General features: G+C 37.2%; 3 protein-coding genes, 1 other RNA gene and 1 other annotated feature. Of the genes, 1 reads left to right on the plus strand and 3 read right to left on the minus strand.

What is annotated here, in order from left to right:
- Positions 1-122: 122 nt before the first annotated feature.
- The 3 genes from ssrS to hisS form a co-directional block, all read right to left on the minus strand.
- A non-coding RNA gene (ssrS, locus tag EC501_RS18065) (6S RNA) lies at positions 123-316 on the minus strand.
- Between the two features lie 180 nt (positions 317-496).
- Positions 497-2269 carry an aspartate--tRNA ligase gene (gene aspS / locus EC501_RS18070; protein ID WP_122973728.1) on the minus strand — a complete coding sequence of 591 codons (1773 nt, stop codon included), beginning with the start codon at positions 2267-2269 and terminating at the stop codon, positions 497-499.
- Between the two features lie 31 nt (positions 2270-2300).
- The gene (gene hisS, locus EC501_RS18075) at positions 2301-3569 is read right to left on the minus strand and encodes a histidine--tRNA ligase (protein ID WP_122973729.1); all 1269 of its coding nucleotides are present in this window, start codon (positions 3567-3569) and stop codon (positions 2301-2303) included.
- Between the two features lie 47 nt (positions 3570-3616).
- Positions 3617-3861 (minus strand) — a binding site (T-box leader).
- Between the two features lie 159 nt (positions 3862-4020).
- Between hisS and EC501_RS18080 the strand changes: the two genes are divergently transcribed.
- A complete protein-coding gene (locus EC501_RS18080) occupies positions 4021-5646 on the plus strand; it encodes an N-acetylmuramoyl-L-alanine amidase family protein (RefSeq protein WP_122973730.1) in 1626 nt (541 codons plus the stop codon).
- Positions 5647-5779: the final 133 nt, after the last annotated feature.

The raw sequence follows: 5779 nt of genomic DNA on the forward strand, positions 1-5779 counted from the left end.
ATTCATGGCCATTAACTAAAGAAAAAAAGAATTTACATACAAAAATAGAGAAAGGTGAATTTGAGTTTCCTCAAATTCACCTTTCCCACTATTTGAAGCTAGTTATGTCCCAGCCTCTTTAATAGAATCCTAAACATACCGTAAGCAAGTAACATCGTTTTGAACCCGCTTCCCATGCAGGTGGGTACCCTCTTCATCCCTTTAAACTTCCCTCGGCCAGTTGCAGGGCTTGTTTGCCAAGATAAAATATGGGTTCCCGACGATTGATTGTTCGGTCAAAAGAGTTGAAAAGCAATTACAAGTAAATTAGGATTCTTGTTATTATTATATTAACAACAATTATCTGAATTTTCAATATTAAAATATAAAATATTAAAATTTTTTTAAATCAATCCGTTTTAAACCATTTTTACTAGATATATTTCATTACTTATCGATAATAAAAAACAAAAACACAAGAATGTATAAAACATTCTTGCGTAAACGTAAAGTCAATTTATTTTTCTTCTTTCTTTGTAACTGTTAAGCTAAGTTCTTCTAATTGGGCAGTAGAAACTTCGCTTGGTGCTGATGTTAATAAACAGCTCGCTGTTGCCGTTTTCGGGAATGCGATCGTATCACGTAAATTTGTACGACCTGCAAGTAACATAACGAATCGATCTAATCCAAAGGCAAGGCCACCATGTGGCGGAACTCCATATTCAAACGCTTCTAATAAGAAACCAAATTGTTCTTGGGCTTCTTCTTGACTAAATCCTAAAAGTTTAAACATTTTTTCTTGAAGATCACGTTCGTAAATTCGTAAAGAGCCTCCACCTAACTCGTAGCCATTTAATACGATGTCATATGCTTGGGCACGAACTTCTGAAGGGTTCGTATCCATTTTTTCAATATCTTCATCAAATGGACGAGTGAATGGATGATGAGCAGCTGTATAACGACCTGCTTCTTCATCATATTCTAACAACGGCCAATCAGTAACCCATAAAAATGCATATTGGGATTCATCGATTAAGCCTAATTCTTTTCCTAATTTATTTCTTAGAGCACCTAAAGCAGCCGCAACAATGGAAGATTGATCCGCTACAAATAATAATAAGTCTCCTGCTTCCGCATTCGTTGCTGTCATTAAGTTTTCAGCCGTTTCGCCTTCAAAGAATTTAGCAATTGGACCCGATAATCCTCCTTCTGTCACTTTCAACCATGCTAATCCTTTTGCACCATAAATGGCAACAAATTCTGCTAATGCATCAATATCTTTACGTGAATAATTATCTGCTTTTCCTTTGACGTTGATTGCTTTTACTTCACCGCCAGATTCCACAGCAGAAGCGAATACTTTAAAGGATGTATTTCGAACAATTTCAGAAAGTTGAACTAATTCTAAACCAAATCGAACATCCGGCTTATCAGAACCGTAACGATCCATTGCTTCTTTGTATGTCATACGTTGGAATGGAAGGGAAACATCCACCCCTTTAGCTTCTTTCATCACCGTTTGAATTAAACGTTCATTCATTTCAATGATTTCATCCATTGACATAAAGGAAGTTTCAATATCGACTTGCGTAAACTCTGGCTGACGGTCAGCTCTCAAATCTTCATCTCGGAAACAACGGGCAATTTGGAAATATTTTTCGAATCCAGATACCATTAATAATTGTTTAAAAAGTTGTGGTGATTGGGGTAATGCATAAAATTCCCCTTCATGTACTCGTGATGGTACTAAATAATCTCGAGCACCCTCTGGTGTTGATTTTGTTAAAATCGGTGTTTCCACTTCAAGGAAGCCTTCTGTTTGTAAAAAGTTACGTATAGAACGGGTAATATCTGAACGTAATTTAAATGTGTTATACATAACTGGACGACGTAAATCTAAATAACGATATTTTAGGCGCACATCTTCTCCAATTTCTTCTTTATCATCAATGGCAAAGGGTGGAGTTTTCGCTTCATTGATAATGTTAATAGACGATGCGACAATTTCAATTTTACCTGTTCGTAAATTTGGGTTAATTTGTTTTTCATCACGAAGAACAACGGTACCTTCGATTTCAACAACATATTCATTACGAATCGTCTCTGCGACAGCTAATGCATCCTTTGCTTCATCTCCAAAAACGACTTGAACAATTCCTGTTCTATCACGTACATCAACGAAAATTAGACCACCTAGGTCACGGCGTTTTTGTACCCAACCTTTTAAAATAACCTTTTCTCCTTGATGTTGTTCATTTATTTCGCCACATGCATGCGTTCTTTGCGCCATAATCTTTTCCTCCAATTTATGATTAAAAGCATTATTTATTTTCAAGTAAATAGTTAACTAGATCGTGGAATGGAATTTTTTCTTGATTTCCTGTTTCCATTTCTTTTACGTTTACAGCCTCTTCTTCCATCTCCGTATCCCCAAGGACAATCACAAATTTAGCACCAAGGCGATCGGCAGATTTCATTTGGGCTTTCATTTTACGATCGACATAATCCATATCAGCAGAAATTCCTTTTGCTCGGAAAGAACTAATTAATTCAGCTGATTTTAATTTTGCTTCGTCACCGATAGCAACGACATATAGATCAAGGCCATCTTCCACATCGAGTTTAATTCCTTCTGCTTCTAGGGCTAAAAGTAGACGTTCGATTGACATGGCAAAACCGATTCCAGGAACATCCGGTCCTCCAATATCTTCAACTAATCCGTTATAACGGCCTCCACCACAAAGAGTTGTAATGGCACCAAAACCATCTGCTGTACTCATAATTTCAAAAGCAGTGTGATTGTAGTAATCTAGTCCGCGAACTAAATTCGGGTCTACTTCATAAGCAATACCAAGTACTTCTAAATACTTTTTCACTTGATCAAAGTATTTGGCAGAGGATTCCGTTAAGTAATCTGTTAAAGCAGGTGCTGTTTTCATTAACGGGTGATCATGATCCTTTTTACAATCCAAAATACGGAGTGGATTTTTTGCTAAACGGTTTTGACAATCGGAACAAAACTCCCCAATACTTGGTTCAAAGTGTTGAATTAACGCTGTTCTATGAGCATCTCTCGTTTCCTTGTCCCCAAGGGAGTTTATGACTAATTTTAAGTCTTTTAATCCTACTGTTTGATAAATATCCATCGCAAGGGAAATGACTTCCGCATCGATTGCCGGATCAGCACTTCCAATTGCCTCTACACCAAATTGGACGAATTGACGGTAACGACCGGCCTGCTGACGTTCATAACGAAACATTGGACCCATATAAGAAAGCTTGACAGGCTGATCTGGATTACCGAACATTTTATGTTCTACATAAGAACGAACAGCAGAGGCAGTACCTTCAGGGCGAAGGGTTAATGAACGTCCTCCCCGATCTTCAAATGTATACATTTCTTTTTGAACGATATCGGTTGTATCTCCTACACCCCGTTGAAATAATTCCGTTTGTTCAAAAATTGGTGTACGAATTTCTTTATAACGGTAGACGCGACTTAATTCACGTAAAACGGATTCAACTTTTTGCCATTTGGCAGTTTGCTCTGGCAAAATATCTTGCGTCCCTCTAGGTACTTTAAATGACATTTTCATTCTCCTTTCTAAACTAAAAAAAGCCCCCGTCCCTTGCCTACGCAAGGGACGAAAGCTTGAAATGACTTCCGCGGTTCCACCCTAGTTGATGCACGATGATGTGCACCCTCCTCATTACGGATAACGGCCGTTTCCGTTTTTCCCTACTAAACAAATAACTTTGTTTTTCGAGAAAAAGCCTCTCAAGTGTTTTTCACATCTACATGTAGTAGGAAAGATTTCAGCCCACGTCTCTCCCTCTCTTGTCTACAGAGGTAATTGCTACTTTCTTGGTCAATGGCAATGTTACTGTTTTTACATTATCTCTAATCTTAAGTAAGTCATAACATATTGTCAACTATTTTCAAAAAACAGTGGATTTTAGTACATAGTTGATTTTAAAATGAAAAGAGTAAATATGGTTATGCATCTCCTTACAAAATTATGAATGAACAGGAGGGATTAGATGAAACGAAAGGGAATCAATTGTTTTTTGGCCTTCATCTTAATCTGTTCATTGCTGTTTCCTTATACATATGAGACACATGCATTTGCATCAGATGAAGATACACCGGATTTAATTGTTTCTGCGGAAATTTTATATTTAAGAGAAGGTCCTGGACTATCCTATCCAATTTTAGAAACATTAAAACAAGGTGAAGAGCTAACCTTTATTGAAAAGCAAGATGATTGGTATCACGTTAAAGTGAACAATGTTGAAGGGTGGGTTGCCTCATGGTTAACTTCCACTCCAAAAAATTCTGAAACGGAACAACCTGCTAGTACCGTCATATCCCAAGTAGATCATTTGAATATACGGGCAGAGGCGTCGATTTCATCCCCAGTATTAAACCAATTAAACGTAGGTGATGAAGCGGAAGTTTTAGCAACTGAAAATGATTGGGTAAAAATTTCTTATAACGGAACTGTCGGCTGGGTTTCATCAGAATATGTAACAAAGAATAAAAAGCATACAACTGAACAATCGGAAAGCGTAAAAGATGAAACTTCGTCAACTAAATCTGCGAAAACAAGCGCTGAAGTAAATCCTAAACTATTTACAATTGCCGTAGATGCAGTGAATGTACGTAAAAAACCAGACTTATCTTCCAAAAAAATCGGTACTGCAAAAAAGAACGAACAATATGAAGTACTTGATCGGGAAAATAATTGGGTTAAAATTCAACACGGTAAAGAAAAAGGCTGGGTTTATAGTTTTTACGGACATTTTCAAGAAATTGAAAAAATTCCTACGGCTGCAACATCAGACACACCTTCTACTGACCAAAGTACCGTAACGATTATTTATAATGGTACAAACCTTCGTGAGGTACCTTCTACTTCATCCAATGTAGTCCTTCGTGCAAATGCGGGAGAGAAATATCCTATACTCTCCACAAAGGATGATTGGTACGAGGTAGAGTTGGACAAGAACACTTCTGCCTATGTAGCAAATTGGGTTGTATCAGTAGATGAAGAGGTGGCTATTTCTGAAGATACAACTCAGCAGCAGGAACCTAAAGAACAACGAAAAAAAGGAACGTTAAAGGGTGTTCAAATTGTTATTGATCCAGGTCACGGTGGTAATGATAGAGGAACAACTGGAGTAAGTGGAACTGAAGAAAAGGATATTAACTTAAAGACGGTGGAATTACTTACATCCAAATTACGTTCCGCTGGCGCAGATGTTATATTAACACGTGAGTCAGATACATATGTTGATTTACGTAAACGGGTATCCATTTCCCATCAAAACGGGGCAGATGCTTTTATTAGTATTCATTATGACGCGACAGAAGATAGCTCTATTTCTGGTTTTACAACATACTACACGAATAGTTACCAACGGGAGTTAGCAGAATATGTTCATAATGGTCTATCAGAAAAGGTAACCATACGAGATCGTGGTGTTCAACCTGGAAATTATTTAGTTACTCGTGAAAATAAACAACCGGCCATTTTAATCGAATTAGGCTACTTAAGTAATCCAAGTGAAGAGCGAATCGTGACAACGGATTATTATCGCGAACAGGCGACTTTAGGAATTTACCAAGGGATATTAGATTATTTTGATGCACAACTAGAAAATTAAAAGAGTTGCTCATTTTAAAATGTACCCTATAAGAAAGACACTTGAAAAAAGGTCTCTCTTATAGGGTACTTTTATTTATAATGAAATAAAATAAATGGTTGATGGAGCGGAAGAACATGTCGAAAAAGTTATT

Origin of the sequence: Lysinibacillus halotolerans (assembly GCF_003711845.1) — a bacterium.
GTDB lineage: Bacteria > Bacillota > Bacilli > Bacillales_A > Planococcaceae > Ureibacillus > Ureibacillus halotolerans.